An 18,831-nucleotide genomic window follows, 5' to 3' on the forward strand; every position below is an offset into this window, starting at 1 on the left:
TGAATGCGGATCAGTTGGAGGCGATTTTCAGGTTTTCCAACAGATTATTCAACACCAGAAAGTCACCCTTGGCCGCGCAATCGGGGATTGCCAGCGTCAGGTCACGGGTCTGCAATTTGCTCTGCCCGCCAGCCCGATGCAGGGTCAGGGCCTGCGCCTCAACATCACGGCCACAGTTGATCGCGGTGATCTCTGCCTCGACGCTGATTTCCACCGTTTCACCGGCTTGTTCGGCGGCGCGCGGGAAGCTGTAAACCTCGGCCAGACGCGGCGCCAACTGGCTGTCATCACCCAGCCGCACCATATGGCCCATGCCAGAGGCCGGATCAGAACCATGCCAGACATGCCCCGGCGCGCCATAGTCGGCGCCGTTTTCGCGGGCATGAATTTCAAAACCGCTGTTGCCGGTCCATTGCAGCGCGACGCGGTCGATTTCGGAAAGGTCCGGCACCGGTACCACCGCGACTTCGGCCATCCCGTCCTGCGGCTCGATGATGAATACCGCCGAAGTGGCCAGGGCTGGCACCTCTTGTGTCAGATGGCCCGCATCATCCAGCGCTACCGTGAACATCATGCCCTGATGATGCACCGTCAGCCGCTTTCCCGCCTGGCAGGGCGCGGATACGTCGAGTTTAACCATGGCACCGGGCAGTGCATTAGCTGCGACCGACAGGGCGCAGTCATCCTTGGCGACGACCGCTTCGGCCTGCACGGTCTCTGCCTGCTGCGGCGCCGGACCTTCGTGCGGAACCGAGGTCAGCGTGATGTTCTCGATGGTCAGCTCGGACAGATCCGGATCGGCCGGGACCTGCACCGACGCGGCACTGATCTCCGGTGTTTCATAGATACGCGGAGCGGCGGACTGCTGCATGAAAAAGCCGATCCCCAGCGCACAAGCCACGGTTCCGCTGCTCAAGATCAAGATACGTTTGTCCATCATCACACACTCCACACCCTGGATAGGTTAAGGAAGTGTAGCATGGGAAAGGCGGCCAGTTTGTGGCCGCCTGCGGGAGAGATTCGGGCAGAATAAAGAGAATTTTAATATCTCTGTCTGAATGGCCCACGCGTGCGGTCAGGCCAAATCAGGGGCCGATCCCCGGTTAAAACGGCTGGCGTTCAACCGGGCATGCAGGCGTATCTCAGGCCAGACGCCCGTGGCAATGTTTGAACTTCTTGCCCGATCCACAGGGGCATTTGTCATTGCGCGACGGGTTGCCCCAGGTTTCGGGATCATCCTCGACAAATCCGGGCGCGGGCTCTTCCACGAGTTCAGCAACAGCTTCGCCTTCTGCAGCAGGCGCAGGTGCACCGCCGGCGGAGGCCATTTGCTGAATGGCGGCCTGGCGGGCTGCCATTTCCATCATCATCTGGCGCTGCTCTTCTTCGTTCATCGGACGCACGCGGCTCAGCTGCTTGGCAACGTCTTCGCGCAGGGAGTCGAGCATGCTTTCGAACAGCTGGAAGCTTTCGTTCTTATACTCGTTCAGCGGATCACGCTGCGCATAGCCGCGGAAACCCACAACCGAACGCAGATGCTCCAGCGTCAGCAGATGTTCGCGCCACTTGGCGTCGATGGTCTGCAGCAGCACCTGCTTTTCGATGTTGCGCATGTTTTCCGGACCGAAGGCCTCGGTCTTTTCCGCCATCAGCGCATCGCTTGCGGCCTCAAGCCGTTCGCGGATCTGTTCGTCGTCGACGCCTTCCTCGGCAGCCCATTCGGCCACCGGCGCGTCGATGCCCAGCCCTTCAAGCACAGCGGCCTGCAGGCCTGCGGTGTCCCACTGTTCGGCGTAGGTCTTGGGCGGCATGTAAGTGTCGATCAGGTCGTCGATCACCTCGTGACGCATATCATTGACGATCTCGGACAGATCCTCTGCCGCCATGATTTCACGGCGCTGGCCAAAGATCACCTTGCGCTGGTCGTTCATCACATCGTCGAACTTCAGCACGTTCTTACGCATATCGAAGTTGCGGCCCTCGACCTTGGCCTGGGCACGTTCCAGCGATTTGTTCACCCAAGGGTGAATAATCGCTTCGCCTTCCTTCATGCCCAGCGAAGACAGGACCTTGTCGAGACGCTCGGACCCGAAGATGCGCATCAGGTCGTCTTCGAGGCTGAGATAGAACCGGGTGCGGCCCGGGTCACCCTGTCGGCCCGAACGGCCGCGCAGCTGGTTGTCGATGCGGCGGCTTTCGTGGCGTTCAGAGGCCATCACGAACAGGCCGCCCGCGTCCAGAACCTTCTGCTTTTCTTCGGCGTGCTTGGCTTCCTCGGCGGCGCGCAGCTCGGCAGGATCGGCATCGGGGTTGGCCTCAAGCGCGGCCATCACCTTGATGTCGACGTTGCCGCCCAGCTGAATGTCGGTACCCCGGCCAGCCATGTTGGTGGCGATGGTCACCGCGCCAAGCCGCCCGGCATCGGCGACGATCTGCGCTTCCTGCTCGTGGTGGCGCGCGTTCAGCACGTTGTGTTCGATGCCTTCCTGCTGCAGCATCTGGCTCAGCAGTTCGGATTTCTCGATCGAGGTGGTGCCCAGAAGAACCGGCTGCCCCTTGGCATGGGCCTTCTTGGTCTCTTCGATCATCGCGCGGTATTTTTCCATCGCGGTGCGGTAGACCTGGTCGTCCTCGTCCACCCGTGCAATCGGCCGGTTGGTCGGAACCTCAACCACGCCCAGACCATAGATCTCGGCGAATTCCTCGGCTTCGGTCATGGCAGTACCGGTCATGCCCGACAGGCGGTCATAAAGGCGGAAATAGTTCTGGAAGGTCACCGAAGCCAGCGTCGTGTTCTCGGGCTGGATCTGCACCTCTTCCTTGGCTTCGATGGCCTGATGCAGGCCTTCGGACAGGCGGCGCCCGGCCATCATGCGGCCGGTGAATTCGTCGATCAGCACAACCTCGCCATCGCGCACGATGTAGTCCTTGTCACGCTGGAACAGTTTATGCGCGCGCAGGGCCTGGTTGACGTGGTGCACCACGGTGGTGCTTTCGGGGTCATAGAGCGAGGCCCCCTCTTCCAGCAGGCCGCGTTCGATCAGCTTCTGCTCAAGGTATTCGTTGCCCTCTTCGGTGAAGGTCACACCGCGGGTCTTCTCGTCGATCTCGTAGTGTTCCTCGCTCAAGAGCGGGATCACCGTGTCGATGGTGGTATAAAGCTCGGAGCGATCTTCAGCCGGGCCGGAAATGATCAGCGGCGTACGTGCCTCGTCGATCAGGATCGAGTCGACCTCATCGACGATGGCAAAGTTGTGATACTTCTGGAACACCTGGTCCAGGCTGGGCTTCATGTTGTCGCGCAGGTAGTCAAAGCCCAACTCGTTGTTGGTCGCATAGGTCACATCGGACTGGTAGGCCGCCATCTTCTGATCGTCGGGCTGACCGGACCAGATCACGCCTGTGGTCATGCCCAGCTGCTCAAAGACCTTGCCCATCCATTCGCTGTCACGTTTGGCCAGGTATTCGTTCACCGTAACCACATGCACGCCCTTACCGGTCAGCGCATTGAGGTAGGCCGGGAAAGTGGCGACAAGTGTCTTACCCTCACCCGTTTTCATCTCGGCGATATTGCCCTGGTGCAAGAAGACACCGCCCATCAGCTGCGTATCAAAGGCCCGAAGACCCAGCGCCCGGCGGGCCCCTTCGCGTACGTTGGCAAAGGCTTCGGGCAACAGAGCGTCGAGGGCTTCACCGTCCAGCGCGCGTTTGCGCAGCTCTTCGGTTTTCTCGATCAGACCCTGGTCGCTGAGCTTTTCGAATTCGGGTTCCAGCGCGTTGATCTTTGCGATCAGCGGCCGCGTCGCCTTGATTTTTCGGTCATTCGGTGTGCCGAAAATCTTTTTGGCGAGTGTTCCGATACCCAGCATGTGCTCTCCCACGGTCCTGTCATGGCTTCTGACCTAAGGCAGGCTTGCCCGCCCTGCCCGCAACCCATAAACAAAGGTGGAAACGACGGTCCTGCCATTGGCCCTTAGGCGATGTAAGCGGCAGGCATATAAGTGTCAACGCCGCGCCATGCTGCGGCCCGGGAATAGGAAGAATTGAATGCTGAAAGGTCTCACTTTTCTGCGAGGCGCGGCAACCGCGGCCGTAATGGCGCTGCCTTTGTCGGTACAGGCCGCACCGCATGCCAATACCGTGGTGGCCTCAGTCAACGGCGAAGAGATCACCCTTGGTCACATGATCATGGCCCGTGAAAACCTGCCGCAGCAGTACAAGCAACTGCCGGACGAGGTGCTGTACAACGCCATTCTGGACCAGCTGATCCAGCAGACGGCACTGAAACAGCAACTGCATGGCGAAGTGCCCCATTACGTGGAGCTGTCGGTCGAAAACGAAAGCCGGGCATTGCTGGCCGCTGATGTCATCGAAATGGTGATGGCCAACGCAACCGGTGAGGAAGCCCTGCGCGCGGCCTATGACCGTAAATACTCCACCGGCGATGGCGGCGATGAATTCCACGCGGCGCACATTCTGGTGGAAACCGAAGAAGAAGCCAAAAAGATCAAGATGGAGCTGGAAGACGGCGCTGATTTTGCCACCACTGCCAAGGCGCGGTCGACCGGCCCCTCCGGGCCAAGCGGCGGTGATCTGGGCTGGTTCGGGCTGGGTAGTATGGTTCCCGAATTCGAAGAGGCTGTGCTTGCCATGCGGTCGGGGGATATCTCGGATCCTGTGAAAACCCAGTTCGGCTGGCACGTGATCCTGCTGCGCGAACGGCGCAAATCTGCCGCGCCCAGCTTTGACGAAGTGCGCGGCGAGCTGGAGCAGGAACTGCGGACACGCGCTGTCGAAGATCGCGTCAACGCACTGACCGCTGAGGCCACCATCGAACGACCCGAAATCGAAGGGCTGGACCCCGCGATGATCAAAGATCTTGGTCTTGTAAGGAACTGATCCGATGGCAAAACCTCTGCCCCGTTCTCCACTGGCTCCGGCCGGATTTCCCGATCTTCCCACGATCAAAGGCGTGCGGTTCGCCACCGCAGCCGCTGGTGTAAAATACAAGGACCGGACCGATGTGATGCTGGCGGTACTGGATCCGGGCACCACGGTTTCCGGGGTGTTCACTCGCTCCAAGACGCGATCTGCACCTGTGCGCGATTGTCAGGAGAAACTTGGGGCAGACCCTTCGGCGAGCGCCGCGATTCTGGTCAACTCGGGCAATTCCAATGCCTTTACCGGTCATCACGGACAAACCTCGGTGGCAGAGATCGTCGCCGCCGTCTCCGGCATCACTGGGGCACCAGCAGGGCGCGTCTTTACCGCCTCGACCGGGGTGATTGGTGAACCGCTGCCGCATGATCGGATCGTCGCCAAAATCGCCGAGCTGAATGATGGGCTGAATGCCGATGCGCTGGAAGCAGCAGCCGCCGCCATCATGACCACCGATACCTTTGCCAAGGGCGCTGGCGCCACCGTCACCATCGACGGGCAGACCGTGAACATCGCCGGGATCGCCAAAGGATCTGGCATGATTGCGCCTGATATGGCGACCATGCTGGTCTATATCTTCACCGATGCCAAGGTCGAGCAAAGCGCGCTGCAGGCGCAGCTGGCCAAAATCTGTGACCGGACCTTCAACTGCATCACGGTAGACAGCGACACCTCGACCTCGGACAGCCTGATGCTCTGTGCGACCGGCGCATCGGGCGTTGATGCAACCGGGAACCCGGAGTTTGAGCAGGCGCTGGAGGGCGTGATGCTGGATCTGGCGCATCAAGTCGTCCGCGATGGGGAAGGCGCTACGAAGTTCGTCGAGATCCAGGTGACCGGCGCCGAAAGCGACGCAGATGCCAAGACCCACGGGCTGGCGATTGCCAATTCGCCTCTGGTGAAAACCGCAATCGCGGGTGAGGACCCCAACTGGGGCCGCGTGGTGATGGCAATCGGAAAATCCGGCGCTGCGGCGGACCGGGACCTGCTGTCGATCTCCTTCGGCGATGTTCTGGTGGCCGAAAAAGGCTGGGTTGCGCCCTCATACAAGGAAGAGGACGGCGCCGCGCAAATGAAACAGGACGAGATCACGATCAAGGTGGATCTGGGTCTTGGCGATGGCGCGGCAACGGTCTGGACCTGCGATTTGACCCATCAATACATCACCATCAACGCGGATTACCGGTCATGAAAACGGTTCTCGTCTCGGCCGTGGCCCTGATCGACGTCGAAGGGCGGATCCTGCTGGCGCAGCGCCCCGAAGGCAAATCCATGGCCGGGCTTTGGGAATTCCCCGGCGGCAAGGTTGAAGCCGGGGAGACCCCCGAAGTGGCGCTGATCCGCGAACTGGAAGAGGAGCTGGGCATCAACACCTGGCAATCCTGCCTGGCGCCGCTGACCTTTGCCAGCCACAGCTATGAAGATTTTCACCTGCTGATGCCGCTGTTTGCATGCCGCAAATGGGAGGGCATTCCGCAGGCCCGGGAAGGCCAGGTTCTGAAATGGGCGCGGCCGCAAGAGCTGCGTGATTACCCGATGCCTCCGGCCGATATTCCGCTGATTCCGATCCTGCGGGATTGGCTGTAGCGTTCAAAAACTGGCGGGCCGCCCGGCGGGTTGCCCTCTGCATACCCCCAACTTCCCCTCCAATCCGGACGCAATTTACTACCGGATATTGGAGATTTGTCGGTAGAAACACTAGCCATTGTAGCTTTGGCACATGTCGTCAAGATTTTGTTAACCAATTTGTCAAAAACTGGTTACACTATCTGGCAGTGAACCTTTTTGAACTTCTCCCTGACGAAGGATCAGACAACAAGTGGACCTATTTGGGCACATGTTTTCTGGTCCGGGACAGGTTCATGCAGGCACACATCAACGACCGCAACGGGGTGCCGGTAGGCGCGGCAGAACGCCTCCGAATACCACCGATTTTCGCGGCACACTGAAGACCAATCACTCACGGCAATAGAGGGCAGCCCGGCGGCTGCCCTCAGCCGTTTTGGCGGGCACTAGACCTCCCACCACCTCAAAGATGCAAAAACCCCGGCACAGAGGCCGGGGTTTTGACTGTTTCTGAGTGTCGCAGCGCCTTAGTCGAGCTTACGTTCAACTTCCTGACGCTCGAAGATCTCGATGACATCGCCTGCGCGAATATCTTCGTAGTTCTCAAAGGCCATACCGCATTCCTGACCGGACTGAACCTCTGCGACTTCATCCTTGAAGCGCTTCAGCGTTTTCAGCGTGCCTTCGTGGATCACAACGTTGTCACGCAGCAGACGCACACCAGCCGAGCGACGGGCAACGCCTTCGGTGACCAGACAGCCGGCAACCTTGCCGACGTTGGAGACCTTGAACACGTCCTTGATGGTCGCGTAGCCGATGAAGTTTTCCTTGATCTCGGCCGACAGCAGGCCAGAGGCCGCCGCTTTCACGTCATCCACAAGGTCATAGATCACCGAGTAATAGCGGATCTCGACGCCCTTCTGGTTGGCAGTGTTACGGGCCGAAGTATTGGCACGAACGTTGAAGCCCATGACCGGCGCACCGGAAGCTTCGGCCAGGCCGATATCGGTTTCGGTGATGGCACCAACACCCGAGTGCAGCACGCGCACGCGCACCTCGTCGTTGCCGATCTTCTCCATCGCCTGAACGATCGCTTCGGCAGAGCCCTGCACGTCTGCTTTGACCAGGATCGGCAGTTCGGAGACGTTTTCGTCTTCCTTAGCCTTGGCCATCAGCTGTTCCAGAGTGGTCGCAGCACCGGCTGCGGCGCGTTTGTCCTTGGCGGCCTGCTCGCGGTATTCCGCGATTTCGCGGGCCTGTGCCTCGGTCTCGGTCACGTTCAGCACGTCACCCGCTTCGGGCGTGCCATTGAGACCCAGAACCTCGACCGGAACCGACGGACCGGCTTCCTTGACGCGCTCACCCTTGTCGTTGATCAGCGCACGGACCTTACCGTACTGCTCACCCACAACGAAGATGTCGCCCTGATGCAGGGTACCGTTCTGAACCAGAACAGTGGCAACCGGGCCGCGGCCCACGTCCAGCTGTGCTTCGATCACGGCGCCTTGGGCGGCACGGTTCGGGTTGGCTTTCAGTTCCAGGATTTCCGCCTGAAGCGCGATGGCTTCCAGCAGTTCATCCAGGCCCTGGCCGGTCACGGCGGACACTTCCACGTCCTGAACGTCGCCGGACATGGCTTCCACGATCACCTCGTGTTGCAGCAGCTCGGCACGCACCTTGTTCGGATCGGCGGCAGGTTTGTCGATCTTGTTGATCGCCACGATCATCGGAACACCGGCAGCCTTGGCGTGGTTGATCGCCTCGATGGTCTGCGGCATGACCGAATCGTCGGCAGCCACAACCAGAACCACGATATCCGTCACCTGAGCACCGCGAGAGCGCATCGAGGTGAAGGCCGCGTGGCCCGGCGTATCGAGGAAGCTCAGTACGGTGCCGCTATCGGTGGTCACCTGATACGCACCGATGTGCTGGGTGATACCGCCTGCTTCGCCAGCCACAACCCGCGCATCGCGGATCGCATCCAGCAGCGAGGTTTTACCGTGGTCGACGTGGCCCATGATGGTGATCACCGGCGGACGCGGCTGCAGATCTTCTTCCTTGTCCTCGACCTCTTTGATCACGTCTTCGACGTCAGAGTCGGAAACGCGGACAACTTTGTGGCCGAATTCTTCGATGATCAGTTCAGCCGTATCGGCGTCGATCGACTGGTTCTGGGTGACCATCATGCCCATGTTCATGAGCGATTTGACCACGTCACCAACGCGTTCTGCCATACGGTTTGCCAGCTCGGAAACAACGATGGTTTCCGGCAGCTGCACGTCACGGATGACCTTTTCACGCTCGACGGTGCCCATTGCCTTCTGACGCGCGCGCTCCTGCTTGCGCTTCATTGCGGCCATGGACCGCTGGCGGCCACCTTCGCCGGTTGCCTGACCCAGTGTCAGTTTGCCGGAACGGCGACCCTGATCGCGGCCTTTGCCACCACGGCCACGCTCTTCGCGTTCGCGGTCAGCTTTGCGCGGGGCTTGGGCTGCGGGTTTGGCCGCAGAACGACCTGCGGCGGGACCGGCAGATTTTGCCTTCTCCGGCTCTGCTGCCGGAGCGGCTGCTGCACGCTTGGCCGCCTCTTCAGCTTCGAGGCGCTTGCGCTCTTCCTCTTCCGCCTTGCGACGGGCTTTTTCCTCGGCTTCGCGCTGTTCGCGTTCCTTGGCTTCCTGCTCGGCGCGGCGGCGCTCACGCTCTTCGGCACGGGCCTTTTCCTCGGCTTCGCGCTGCGCGGCTTCTTCGACTTCACGCGCCTTGGCAGCCTGCAGCGCCTTCAGGCGGCGGGCCATTTCCGCGTCGGTGATGCCGGCAGGTCGACGGGATCCATCCGTCGCGGGAGACGCACCACTGCCGCCTTTACCCGCACCCGGCTTGGGAACCACAACGCGTTTGCGCTTGGTTTCCACTACGACATTCTTGGTCCGCCCATGGCTGAAGCTTTGTTTCACGTTCCCAGGCCGGGAACCACCACGCAAACCCAATGTCTTTTTGCCGTCACTATCGCTCATAAAGCTCTTTATCCTTCCGTGCGGCCCTTGCCGCCCACCATTTCGCGCAAACCCTGCAATCGTTGCGCTTCCTCTACAACACGTTTGCTGAGTCCACCAGAGGCCAGCGCCGCATGTATCACAGTTTGACGCCCAAATGCCATCCCCAGCTCATCCGCAGAGAGGCAACCGATATAGTTCCCTCGGTGCGGCGTGCTCAGTTTCGACTTTCCACGCCCGGATCCGTCAGCCGCCTGAATCAGCACACTCGCCTCTTCCTTCAGCAGCCAATCCTTGACTTTTTCATAGCCACCGACCGCATCACCCGACTTTCGGGCCAAGCTGATCAGATCAACAAGGCGGCGCAGAACCTGCCGCTCCACCTCGTCTGCAAGGTCTTCGGGCACCTTCACCTGGGCCTTGAAGCCACGGGCGAAGAGTTTCTTCTTTACCGCCGTATCTAACGCAGAACGGCTGGCGGTCACATAAACGCCCCGACCGGGGAGTTTACCGAACACATCCGCAACGACCTGCCCGTCGGGGCCCATCACGAACCGGATGAGACCCTGCTTAGGCTGGATCTCACCTGTTGCGATGCACTTTCGCTCCGGGCCGTCTGACCGGTCTTTTTCGGCGCCTCCGCGAGCCATTCAGCGTCTCCTTTCAGGAGCAGCGGGGATCAGACCCCGGCCCCTGTGTCAGCGGCTTCTTCGTCACCTTCGGCCTCGTCATCTTCCGAGACTTCCGGTTCCAGTTCGGCGGGATCAACCCAGCCCAGCAAGACGCGGGCTGTCATGACCATATCCTGTGCCTCTTCCAGCGACATGCCGAAAGGTTCCAGAATACCGTCGTCCTTGATCCGTTCGCCGCCATCCGTGGTCCAGCCGCCGGCCAGTTCCCAGTCCGCGCAGGTGGCAAAGTCTTCCAGCGTCTTGATGCCGTCCTTTGCCAGTGCCTCAATCATCTGGGGTGTCAGACCGTCAAAGTCAATCAGGCTGTCCTCTGCGCCCAGCGCACGGGCCGCATCAATCGCCGCCTTGGCCTTGGCTTCGAGGTAGTCACGGGCCCGGGCCTGCAGCTCTTCGGCGGTGCCTTCGTCAACACCATCGATGACCAGCAGTTCATCGAGCTCCACATAGGCAACCTCTTCGAGGCTGGTGAACCCTTCGGAGACCAGCAGCTGGGCAAAGAATTCGTCCAGATCCAGAGTTTCCATGAACAGGCCGGTGCGCGCTTCGAATTCCTTCTGGCGACGCGCCGATTCCTCTTCCTCGGTCATGATGTCGATGTCGAGACCGGTCAGCTGCGAGGCCAGACGCACGTTCTGACCACGGCGGCCGATCGCGAGGCTCAGCTGTTCCTCGGGGACCACGACTTCGATCTTGCCGGCTTCTTCGTCCAGAACCACTTTCGACACTTCGGCCGGCTGCAGCGCGTTAACGAGGAAGGTCGGCTGATCTTCGTTCCACGGGATGATGTCGATCTTTTCACCCTGCAGCTCGTTCACAACGGCCTGCACGCGGCTGCCGCGCATACCAACGCAGGCGCCCACGGGGTCGATGGAACCATCATAGGAAATCACGGCGATCTTGGCGCGCGAACCGGGATCACGGGCAACGGCCTTGATCTCGATGATACCATCATAGATTTCAGGCACTTCCATCTTGAACAGCTCGGCCATGAATTCCGGCGCAGTACGGCTGAGGAAGATCTGCGGGCCGCGCGGTTCGCGGCGCACATCCTTGATGTAGCAGCGGATACGATCGTTCGGACGATAGCTTTCGCGGCCGATCTTCTCGTTGCGGCGCAGGATCGCTTCGCCAGCGCCCACATCGACGATGACGTTGCCGAATTCTTCGCGTTTGACCAGACCGTTGATGATGGTACCGGCGCGGTCCTTGAATTCTTCGTACTGGCGGTCACGCTCTGCTTCGCGGACCTTCTGCAGGATGACCTGCTTGGCCGATTGGGCCGCGATACGGCCCATTTCTACCGGCGGAACCTCTTCCACATAGGTGTCGCCCACCTTGGGATCAGCCATGTACTGCTTGGCCTGTTCGACGGTCATTTCCGACTGGTAGTTTTCCAGTTCTTCATCTTCGACGACCGAGCGGACGCGGGTAAAGGTGGCCTTGCCGGTCTTGCGGTCGATGGACACACGGATGTCCATTTCGCTGCCGTAGCGGCTTTTGGCCGCCCGGGCGAGGCTTTCTTCCATGGCTTCGACCACCAGGCCGGGGTCGATCATTTTCTCGCGCGCCACGGCTTCGGCGGTTTGCAACAGCTCAAGCTGGTTTGCAGAGGTGATGGCCATTACTTGTTCTCCTCTTCGGACCCTTCGGTCACCTCGCCCTCAAGGGGCGTATCTTCGATAACGTCGTCAAAAGCATCTTCGTTCAGCGTGCCAGCCGCCTTGCGCTGGCGCAGCATTTCCTTGATCAGATCGTCGGTCAGCACCAGCTTGGCATCGCTCAGCCAGTCGAATTTCAGACCGATGGTCACGGGCTCGCCGTGTTCCTCAATATTGATCAGAACCTCGTCATCCTCGACACCGGCCAGCTCGCCCTTGAAGCGGCGACGACCGTCGATCAGCTCGGCGGTTTCCAGCTTGGCCTCATAGCCTTCGAACATGTCAAAGTCCTTGAGACGCGTCAGGGGGCGGTCGATGCCGGGGCTGGAGACCTCAAGCGCGTAGGCATCAAGGATCGGATCCTCGACGTCCAGAACTGCGCTGACGGCATTCGAAATATCGGCACAATCATCAACTTCGATCCCGCCATCGGGTTTGTCGGCCATGATCTGCAGGGTTGTCGTCTTGCCGGACATCAGCCGGATACGGACCAGCTCATAGCCCAGATCCTCGATCACCGGGGTGATGATCTCGGCAAGGCGGCGGTCAATCGCGGCTTTGGCAATCAGGTCGTTGGTCATTCGGGTTCCAGCTGTCTTTCGGACACAAAAAAACGGGCGCGCGGCCCGTTGAAAATCCCGGTGGAGCCTTGGACCAGAGCCCAACGCGCCGCTGTTGTGAAAGGCATATACGCTTGATGGGGCGAATCTGCAAGGACAAGTTCGAAACCGGGCCTGTGCCCCGGTCAGATCCGCCACCAGCGTTCGGCAATACGGCCATCATCCAGCGCCGCGCGGCGACCCACGGTGCGGGGCATGCCCACATCGCTGCGCGCCGCCAGCGCCATGTCGCTGGCCGAAGGATGATACAGGAATCCGCCCTTTTCGATCAGCGCTTCTGGCGCGGGCAAGGCGGCCACATCAACATAGCCATCACGCAGTGCCTCGGCCCGCACGCGGGCATCCGGGATGACGATCACCTCGACCGTATCCACCCAGCCTGCCTGCCCGGCCTTGTAATGATCGGCCAGTTTTGCCGCACGGAAATGCCGCCCGTCCTGCGCCCGCTCGACGCGGTAACAGCCGGTTCCCACGGCCTGCGCCAGAGGCAGATCCACCTGGCCCGCCGGAGCGATGACATGCACCGGATCCGCCAGAAGGTAAGGAAGATGGGGGTTTGCGGCCGTCAGCTGGATCTCGATCCGATGGTCGGAGACCTGCTGCACCAAGGCAACCTCGGCGCCGTCGATGCCGCGCCCGCTCAGCGAGGCAACCACATCCGCCGCCGTCATGGCCGCGCCATCATGGAACCGCACATCGCTGCGCAGATCAAAGGACCAGGTCCGGGCCGCGTCGCTGCTGTGCCAGCCCTCGGCCAGCTCGCCCCGCAACACGCCATCGGGCGCGATCTCTGTCAGGGTGTCGAAGACGGCGCCACGCGCCACCTGTTCCATCAACCCGTCCTGACGCGGCACCGCAAGACGCAGCACCCCGCCCGCCCGCGGCGCCGCCGCCAATGACGTGCCTGTCGCCGCCAGCAAGGCAGCCGCAGCACCAGAGGTGAACAGCGCGCGGCGGTCGATACGGGTCATGGCAGCATCTCCTCGGCAATCCGGTCCATCGTGCGCACCAGTTCGGCACTGATTCCCGGCTCCGACAAGGCATGACCTGCATTGCGGATCATTTTCAACTCGGCATTTGGCCACAGCTCGTTCAGGCGCCAGGCCGAGGTCGGCGGGCAGATCATGTCGTAACGGCCCTGCACGATGATGCCCGGAATATGGGAAATCCGCCCCATATTGGCGAGGATCTGCCCATCGAAATCCAGAAAACCGCCATTGATGAAATAGTGGTTTTCCAACCGGGCAAAAGCGCGGGCATAATCGCCGGGGCTTTCGCCGCCATGACCGTTAGAATGGACCGAGGCCAACGCGTTCTCCCAGGATGACCAGGCACGACCGAATCGGATTTCCTCGTTCACATCGCCGGAAAACAGCCGCTTGTTATAAGCGGCGATCATATCGTGCCGCTCGTCATGCGGGACCAGCGCGACAAACCGCGCCCAGGTTTCCGGCCAGAACCGCCCGGCGCCGCCCCCGTAAAACCAGTCGAGTTCGCTTTGCGTCATCAGGAAGACACCGCGCAGGATGATGTGCTGCACGCGCTCCGGGTGCGTCTGCGCATAAATCAGCGCCAGCGTCGCCCCCCAGCTGCCACCGAACAATAGCCAGCTGTCGATCTCCAGCAGGCGGCGGATCTCCTCCATATCGGCAACTAGGTGCCAGGTGGTGTTATCCTCGCAAGAGGCATGCGGGCGCGAGCGGCCGCAGCCGCGCTGATCAAAAAGAATCACCCGATAGATATTGGGATCGAAATAGCGCCGCATCGCCGGGCTGCTGCCGCCGCCGGGACCACCATGACAGACAATCACCGGAATGCCCTTGGGGTTGCCCGATTGCTCAACATAAATGCTGTGGCCCTGCCCCACATCCAGCATACGCTGGTCGTAGGCATCGACCGGAGGATAAAGATACTGCACTGCGCGCTTTTGGTCCGAGTATTTGTCCATTACTGACCTAACTAGTCTGTTAGACACAAAAGAACACACGGAGACAGGAATGCAAGCGCCTCAGTCCACGGTAGACCCGTCCGAGATCGCCAAATTCGAAGCAATGGCCGCGGAGTGGTGGGATCCCAACGGCAAGTTCAAGCCGTTGCATATGCTGAATCCCTGTCGGCTTGATTACATCACCCAGCAGATCGCCGGGGAATTCGGCCGTGATCTGACGCAGCCGGAGCCATTCAGGGGCCTGCGCCTTCTCGACATTGGCTGCGGCGGCGGGCTGTTGTCGGAACCGATGGCGCGCCTTGGCGCCGAGGTCGTGGGGGCCGATGCTGCCGCCGGGAACCTGCCGGTGGCGCGGATTCATGCGGAACAATCCGGCCTTACCATCGATTACCGCCACACCACTGCCGAGGCCCTGGCCGAAGCCGGTGAACAGTTCGACGTGGTTCTCAACATGGAGGTGGTTGAACATGTGGCCGATCCGCTGAGCTATCTGACCGCAACGCGGGAATTGCTGAAACCGGGTGGTTTACAGATCTGTTCCACCATCAACCGCAATCCCAAAAGCTATGTCATGGCCATCTTTGGCGCCGAGGTGGTGATGCGCTGGCTGCCGCGTGGCACGCATGAATGGAACAAATTCATCACGCCGGACGAGCTGTTCGAGCTGCTGCGCAAGGCGGGGCTGGAGCCAGTCGACCGTAAGGGGTTCGTGTTCAACCCGGTGACCTGGGGCTGGTCGATTTCTCCGCGCGATCTTTCGGTCAACTACGTCACGGCCAGCACCAAACCCGCCGCGTAACAAGGTGGCGGATAACCGCCTCCTATCCTTTCGTATAGGAGACCTAATCCCTCTGCGTACTTGGCGTTTGACTCGATTTAGTATAAAACCGTCCGATCGGTTGGGTTTTAGTCTGACCGATACCGGGCCTTGGCCCTTAACAGAGTGAATGCTGTACCCGATGGCCTATCGGCGCAATGCGAAATGATCGCTGCCACCACTCACGCGGCCAGATGGGAAATTGAGGAAGGGATGCCCGTTACACGGCATCCCTTTCTTTTTGGGGCACAGGCAAACGCAAGGGCATGGAGGCCGCGCCGGGCGGCGCTTAGTCGTCTTCCAGCTTGCTGCGCAACTCCCGCAGGATCGGAAGTGCGGCACGCACACGCTCACCGCCCAGCTCATCCACCACTTCGGAAATCACCGGCACGATACTGGCCAGCGCCGCATCGCGGGCCTGCCGACCAGCGGGGCTGATCGCCACCATCTTGCGACGGGCATCGTCCCAGTCGGGGCGGATATGCACATAACCCGCCATCTCCAGCTTGTTCAGCGTATTGGTCATGGCACCGCGGGTGACGTGAAACGCCTTCGCCAGCTGCGCCGGAGAGCGTTCCAGCCCGGCCCGTGCCAGATGGTTCAGAACCGAAAAATGCGACAGTTCCATTCCCTTGGGCAGGGCCTTGCCCAGCCGCGAGCGCGCCAGCTGGTCGGCCATCAGGATTTCACTGAACAGCGAAACGGCCAGAGAATGTGATTCTTCCATCAGGGTCCGTCGAACTCTCGATCATGGGTCAGCGCAGGAACACGTTTGCGTGCTTCTGCCACTTTTTCCATATCAAGATCAACGCAGACAACCCCGGGATCGGTCCCGGCGTCCGCCAGAATCTCTCCCCAGGGCGCCACAACCAGCGAATGCCCGAATGTGCGGCGCGATGCGCCCCTGCTGGCTGGATGGGTCCCGGTCTGGGCAGGCGCCAGCACGTAGCATCCCGTCTCTATCGCGCGGGCCTGCAGCAGCGTGTGCCAATGGGCGGCGCCGGTCACATGGGAAAATGCTGCCGGAACCGTCAACACCTGCGCCCCGGCCTGCGCCAGCGTCCGGTGCAGATGGGGAAAGCGCACATCATAGCAGATGGTCATGCCGATCTTTGCAAACGGTGTCTCGGCCAGCACCGCGCGGGTGCCGGGGCGATAACCATCCGATTCGCGGTAGGTTTCCTCCGGCGTGACCTCCACATCGAACATGTGGATCTTGTCATAGCGGGCGGCGATCCCGCCATCGGGGCCGATCAGGAACTGGCGATTGGCAAAGCGCCCATCCGCATCGTGGGTCTTGATGCCGAGCGAGCCGAGCACCAGCCAGACGCCCAGTTTCGCGGCCTCGTCGCGCAGGGCAGCCAGGGTCGGATCGTCTTCTTCGCGATGCAGGACGGCTTTCTGATGCGCGCGGCTGGTCGAAAGGCAATTGGTGACCTCGGGCGTCAGCACGAAACCGGCGCCCTCGGCCACCGCTGTGGCCATCATGGCGCGCACGCTGTCCAGATTCTCGGCTGGATCATCGCTTGAGGTCATCTGCAACAGGGCTGCGCGCATCAGGTGGGTCTCCGGTTTCAGGCGGACAGCAACTGATCCAGTTTGCCGGCCTGTTCAAGCGCGTAAAGCTCATCACAACCGCCCACATGCGTGTCGCCGATAAAAATCTGCGGCACCGTGCGGCCCCCGTTCGCGCGCTGGATCATTTCAGGTTTGCGTTTCGGGTTCATCATAACGTCGACCTCGGAAAAGGTCACACCCTTCTGGTTCAAAAGCCGTTTTGCGGCGTGGCAAAAGCCGCACAGAGGCGAGGTGTAGATTTCCACCGGTTTCATGCAGGTCTCCAATATATTCGGGTTTTTGCGTTTGTGAGGGATATGGGGCCGCAATGCAATCTTTGCCAGAGGCCCCGACAAAGCGGTCACGCATGCGTGACGCGGGCCAGAACGACGATCCGCACCTCTTCCGCACCAGCGCGCAGGCAGGCATCGGCGCAGGCCGACAGGGTCGCCCCGGAGGTCATAACATCATCCACCAACAAGACGTTGCGACCGCTCAAGGCAGGCGCCTTGCGCGGCGGCACCCCGATCACATCGCCCAACAGCCGGAACCGTTCGGCGCGCGACCGCCCGTCCAATGACGGTGTTCTGCGGTGGCGGCGCAGCAGATCGGGGCAATATTGCAGCCCAGCGCGGCGTGCCAGCGCCCCGGCCAGCACGGCGGACTGATTGTAGCGGCGTTTCAGAAGTCGGCTCCAGTGCAGGGGCACCGGGCAGACCAGCGGACTATCCTGCAGCAGAGGTTCCGCCACCCGCGCCATCCAGACTGCCGCCGGAGCAGCAATATCAAGCCGGTCCCCATGTTTCAGCGCCAGCACCAGCTCGCGCGCCTTACCGCCATAGACAAGCGCGGCACGGCCCTGGCTCCACGGGCGGGGCGTCGCCATGCAATCATCGCATTCGATGCGAAATCCGTCGCTCTCCCCGGGGCAGGGGCACCCCGCAGCCTTCGCAAACCGTGCCGGAAATGAACTCCGTCTCGCGCCAGCAGGGACCGCACAGGCCCGCGTCCTGCCCGACCAGCCCGCCGCAGCCCAGACAGCGCGGCGGATAGATCAGTGAAACAGCGGTTTGAAACTGCGCCAACAGCATTTAAGTAGCCCCCCATGACGCAAAACACACAACACCAGCCACAGCTGTTTGACAGGCAGGCTTTGGCAGCGCATCGGGCCCGGCGGCAGCAAGAGGCCCTGTTCCTGCACCAGATGGCACGGGACGAGGTCGAAGATCGCCTCAGCATGGTTAACAGAACCTTTACCGCCCCTGCGGTGGTGTCTCCTTTTGCGGAGATTTGGGACGGTGCCCTTGGCGGTGCGACCTGCGTGGCGGACGAGGATGTTCTGGATCTGCAGCCCGGCGCCCATGACGTGGTGATCCATGCGATGGGCCTGCACTGGGCCAATGATCCGGTTGGCCAGCTGATCCAGTGCCGCCGCGCACTGAAGGAAGACGGGCTGCTGCTGGCGGTGATGCTGGGCGGGCAGACTTTGCAGGAGCTGCGCGTGGCGCTGGCCGGAGCAGAAACCGAGGTGCTGGGCGGGTTGTCTCCGCGCATCGCCCCGATGGGCGAGGTCCGCGATCTGGGCGCCCTGCTGCAACGGGCCGGGTTCGCCTTGCCGGTGGCCGATGTGGTGCCGCTGACGGCGGAATACCGCGACCTGATGCATCTGATGCGCGAATTGCGGGACATGGGGGAAACCAACGCCCTGACATCCCGCCTGAAACGCCCGGTCCCGCGCCGCCTGTTCCACCGTGCCGAAGAGATCTATCGCCAGCACTTCGAGACCGAGACCGGCCGCCTGCCCGCCAGTTTCGAACTCATCTGCCTGACCGGCTGGTCGCCCTCTGAAAGCCAGCAGAAACCGCTGCGCCCCGGCTCGGCCCAGATGCGGCTAGCGGATGCCCTGAAAGTGCCGGAAACCAAGCTGCCCGACTAGGCCCGCGCCACTGCGGACGATAGGCAAACGCGATGGCAGCACAAATTTGATCCGATTGGTCTTTGACCGCGTATGCCATTACTATTGCGCCGAAACACAAAGCCTC

At 61.2% G+C, this 18,831-nt stretch carries 16 protein-coding genes and 1 pseudogene; 5 read left to right on the forward strand and 12 right to left on the reverse strand.

The genetic code is table 11. The features are described from left to right. Positions 1 to 10: 10 nt before the first annotated feature. Positions 11 to 940, reverse strand: a complete 930-nt coding sequence (locus SM766_RS17300) for a hypothetical protein (protein ID WP_368948567.1) — start codon at positions 938 to 940, stop codon at positions 11 to 13. A gap of 202 nt (positions 941 to 1,142) precedes the next feature. Next, on the reverse strand, positions 1,143 to 3,869 hold the full coding sequence (gene secA / locus SM766_RS17305) for a preprotein translocase subunit SecA (protein WP_368948569.1): 2,727 nt from the start codon (positions 3,867 to 3,869) through the stop codon (positions 1,143 to 1,145). A 178-nt stretch (positions 3,870 to 4,047) separates the two neighbouring features. Here secA and SM766_RS17310 point away from each other — a divergent pair, with 178 nt between their 5' ends. Genes SM766_RS17310 through mutT form a run of 3 tightly spaced genes read left to right on the forward strand, consistent with a single transcriptional unit; the run spans position 4,048 to position 6,525 of the window. After that, positions 4,048 to 4,899: a peptidylprolyl isomerase gene (locus tag SM766_RS17310; RefSeq protein WP_274831711.1), complete on the forward strand. Its 852-nt coding sequence runs from the start codon at positions 4,048 to 4,050 to the stop codon at positions 4,897 to 4,899. A gap of 4 nt (positions 4,900 to 4,903) precedes the next feature. Continuing rightward, complete coding sequence (gene argJ / locus SM766_RS17315) at positions 4,904 to 6,130, forward strand: bifunctional glutamate N-acetyltransferase/amino-acid acetyltransferase ArgJ (RefSeq protein ID WP_368948570.1); 1,227 nt, start codon at positions 4,904 to 4,906, stop codon at positions 6,128 to 6,130. Further along, the gene (gene mutT / locus SM766_RS17320; RefSeq protein ID WP_065272081.1) at positions 6,127 to 6,525 is read left to right on the forward strand and encodes an 8-oxo-dGTP diphosphatase MutT; all 399 of its coding nucleotides are present in this window, start codon (positions 6,127 to 6,129) and stop codon (positions 6,523 to 6,525) included. Before argJ ends, mutT begins: the two co-directional genes overlap by 4 nt. Before the next feature lie 506 nt (positions 6,526 to 7,031). Here the strand turns inward: mutT and infB are convergent. The 6 genes from infB to pip form a co-directional block, all read right to left on the reverse strand. Then, positions 7,032 to 9,518 (reverse strand): translation initiation factor IF-2, encoded by a 2,487-nt coding sequence (gene infB, locus SM766_RS17325; RefSeq protein WP_065272080.1) that lies wholly within the window; start codon positions 9,516 to 9,518, stop codon positions 7,032 to 7,034. 8 nt (positions 9,519 to 9,526) lie between these two features. After that, positions 9,527 to 10,147, reverse strand: coding sequence for an RNA-binding protein (locus SM766_RS17330; RefSeq protein WP_274831714.1), 621 nt, complete (start codon positions 10,145 to 10,147; stop codon positions 9,527 to 9,529). A gap of 29 nt (positions 10,148 to 10,176) precedes the next feature. Then, positions 10,177 to 11,811, reverse strand: a complete 1,635-nt coding sequence (gene nusA / locus SM766_RS17335) for a transcription termination factor NusA (protein WP_065272078.1) — start codon at positions 11,809 to 11,811, stop codon at positions 10,177 to 10,179. Then, the gene (rimP, locus tag SM766_RS17340) at positions 11,811 to 12,428 is read right to left on the reverse strand and encodes a ribosome maturation factor RimP (RefSeq protein WP_065272077.1); all 618 of its coding nucleotides are present in this window, start codon (positions 12,426 to 12,428) and stop codon (positions 11,811 to 11,813) included. Before rimP ends, nusA begins: the two co-directional genes overlap by 1 nt. A gap of 164 nt (positions 12,429 to 12,592) precedes the next feature. After that, on the reverse strand, positions 12,593 to 13,438 hold the full coding sequence (locus SM766_RS17345) for an ABC transporter substrate-binding protein (protein WP_368948571.1): 846 nt from the start codon (positions 13,436 to 13,438) through the stop codon (positions 12,593 to 12,595). Next, positions 13,435 to 14,415, reverse strand: coding sequence for a prolyl aminopeptidase (gene pip, locus SM766_RS17350; protein ID WP_065272074.1), 981 nt, complete (start codon positions 14,413 to 14,415; stop codon positions 13,435 to 13,437). Before pip ends, SM766_RS17345 begins: the two co-directional genes overlap by 4 nt. Positions 14,416 to 14,464: 49 nt before the next feature. On the opposite strand from pip, the gene ubiG reads away from it, so the two are divergent. Next, on the forward strand, positions 14,465 to 15,214 hold the full coding sequence (gene ubiG, locus SM766_RS17355) for a bifunctional 2-polyprenyl-6-hydroxyphenol methylase/3-demethylubiquinol 3-O-methyltransferase UbiG (protein WP_274836062.1): 750 nt from the start codon (positions 14,465 to 14,467) through the stop codon (positions 15,212 to 15,214). 307 nt (positions 15,215 to 15,521) lie between these two features. Here ubiG and SM766_RS17360 read toward each other — a convergent pair whose 3' ends face one another. The 4 genes and pseudogenes from SM766_RS17360 to SM766_RS17375 all read right to left on the reverse strand — a co-directional run bounded on the left by SM766_RS17360 (position 15,522) and on the right by SM766_RS17375 (position 17,880). Beyond that, positions 15,522 to 15,959: a MarR family winged helix-turn-helix transcriptional regulator gene (locus SM766_RS17360; RefSeq protein ID WP_368948572.1), complete on the reverse strand. Its 438-nt coding sequence runs from the start codon at positions 15,957 to 15,959 to the stop codon at positions 15,522 to 15,524. Continuing rightward, positions 15,959 to 16,789: a carbon-nitrogen hydrolase family protein gene (locus SM766_RS17365; protein ID WP_368948573.1), complete on the reverse strand. Its 831-nt coding sequence runs from the start codon at positions 16,787 to 16,789 to the stop codon at positions 15,959 to 15,961. Before SM766_RS17365 ends, SM766_RS17360 begins: the two co-directional genes overlap by 1 nt. A 17-nt stretch (positions 16,790 to 16,806) precedes the next feature. Next, on the reverse strand, positions 16,807 to 17,064 hold the full coding sequence (gene grxC / locus SM766_RS17370; protein WP_065273656.1) for a glutaredoxin 3: 258 nt from the start codon (positions 17,062 to 17,064) through the stop codon (positions 16,807 to 16,809). Between the two features lie 86 nt (positions 17,065 to 17,150). Beyond that, positions 17,151 to 17,880, reverse strand: a pseudogene (locus SM766_RS17375) (double zinc ribbon domain-containing protein). A gap of 14 nt (positions 17,881 to 17,894) precedes the next feature. Between SM766_RS17375 and SM766_RS17380 the strand changes: the two are divergent. Next, positions 17,895 to 18,725 carry a methyltransferase domain-containing protein gene (locus SM766_RS17380; RefSeq protein WP_368948574.1) on the forward strand — a complete coding sequence of 277 codons (831 nt, stop codon included), beginning with the start codon at positions 17,895 to 17,897 and terminating at the stop codon, positions 18,723 to 18,725. Positions 18,726 to 18,831 lie beyond the last annotated feature (106 nt).

The sequence above is a fragment of the Pseudophaeobacter sp. A-200-2 genome (assembly GCF_041008815.1).
GTDB lineage: Bacteria > Pseudomonadota > Alphaproteobacteria > Rhodobacterales > Rhodobacteraceae > Phycobacter > Phycobacter gallaeciensis_A.

Coding starts and splice junctions, on each gene's coding strand:
- SM766_RS17300 (WP_368948567.1), bottom strand. CDS start 940: ATGATGGACAAACGTATCTTGATCTTGAGCAGCGGAACCGTGGCTTGT.
- secA (WP_368948569.1), bottom strand. CDS start 3,869: ATGCTGGGTATCGGAACACTCGCCAAAAAGATTTTCGGCACACCGAAT.
- SM766_RS17310 (WP_274831711.1), top strand. CDS start 4,048: ATGCTGAAAGGTCTCACTTTTCTGCGAGGCGCGGCAACCGCGGCCGTA.
- argJ (WP_368948570.1), top strand. CDS start 4,904: ATGGCAAAACCTCTGCCCCGTTCTCCACTGGCTCCGGCCGGATTTCCC.
- mutT (WP_065272081.1), top strand. CDS start 6,127: ATGAAAACGGTTCTCGTCTCGGCCGTGGCCCTGATCGACGTCGAAGGG.
- infB (WP_065272080.1), bottom strand. CDS start 9,518: ATGAGCGATAGTGACGGCAAAAAGACATTGGGTTTGCGTGGTGGTTCC.
- SM766_RS17330 (WP_274831714.1), bottom strand. CDS start 10,147: ATGGCTCGCGGAGGCGCCGAAAAAGACCGGTCAGACGGCCCGGAGCGA.
- nusA (WP_065272078.1), bottom strand. CDS start 11,811: ATGGCCATCACCTCTGCAAACCAGCTTGAGCTGTTGCAAACCGCCGAA.
- rimP (WP_065272077.1), bottom strand. CDS start 12,428: ATGACCAACGACCTGATTGCCAAAGCCGCGATTGACCGCCGCCTTGCC.
- SM766_RS17345 (WP_368948571.1), bottom strand. CDS start 13,438: ATGACCCGTATCGACCGCCGCGCGCTGTTCACCTCTGGTGCTGCGGCT.
- pip (WP_065272074.1), bottom strand. CDS start 14,415: ATGGACAAATACTCGGACCAAAAGCGCGCAGTGCAGTATCTTTATCCT.
- ubiG (WP_274836062.1), top strand. CDS start 14,465: ATGCAAGCGCCTCAGTCCACGGTAGACCCGTCCGAGATCGCCAAATTC.
- SM766_RS17360 (WP_368948572.1), bottom strand. CDS start 15,959: ATGGAAGAATCACATTCTCTGGCCGTTTCGCTGTTCAGTGAAATCCTG.
- SM766_RS17365 (WP_368948573.1), bottom strand. CDS start 16,789: ATGCGCGCAGCCCTGTTGCAGATGACCTCAAGCGATGATCCAGCCGAG.
- grxC (WP_065273656.1), bottom strand. CDS start 17,064: ATGAAACCGGTGGAAATCTACACCTCGCCTCTGTGCGGCTTTTGCCAC.
- SM766_RS17380 (WP_368948574.1), top strand. CDS start 17,895: ATGACGCAAAACACACAACACCAGCCACAGCTGTTTGACAGGCAGGCT.